Origin of the sequence: Halalkalibacter lacteus (assembly GCF_036663595.1) — a bacterium.
GTDB classification, from domain to species: Bacteria; Bacillota; Bacilli; order Bacillales; family Bacillaceae_D; genus Halalkalibacter; species Halalkalibacter lacteus.
In genome coordinates, this window is record NZ_JAWRVL010000116.1 from 1 (window position 1) to 401 (window position 401).

The window sequence follows — 401 nt, forward strand, 5'->3', positions numbered from 1 at the left end:
GTATTGCGGGGGACGGATTTGAACCGCCGACCTTCGGGTTATGAGCCCGACGAGCTACCAGACTGCTCCACCCCGCGCCGTTACAAAGTAATTGATGATGTTATTTCAATGAAGAAGACATTTTCCTCTTCTAGTAGTTCAAAGACGTTTATACGTCAATGTTACTCGAAGTGAATTCGACGATGAAAGGCTCGTTGCTCCACCCCGCGTCGTTTTAAAGTAATCGATGATGCCATTTCTTAGATGTTGTCTTTTCCTCTACTCTACTCGACTCGCTCTGATGCGTATGCGTCAAGAGGAAATACTTTGTTTATTACTATAGAGATAAAATGGAGGAGGAAGAGGGATTCGAACCCCCGCGCGGTTTGACCCGCCTGTCGGTTTTCAAGACCGATCCCTTC

The 401-nt window shown here is 46.9% G+C and carries 1 tRNA gene; it reads right to left on the minus strand.

What is annotated here, in order from left to right:
- Positions 1 to 3: 3 nt before the first annotated feature.
- A tRNA-Met gene (locus SAZ04_RS21740) sits at positions 4 to 77 on the minus strand.
- Positions 78 to 401: the final 324 nt, after the last annotated feature.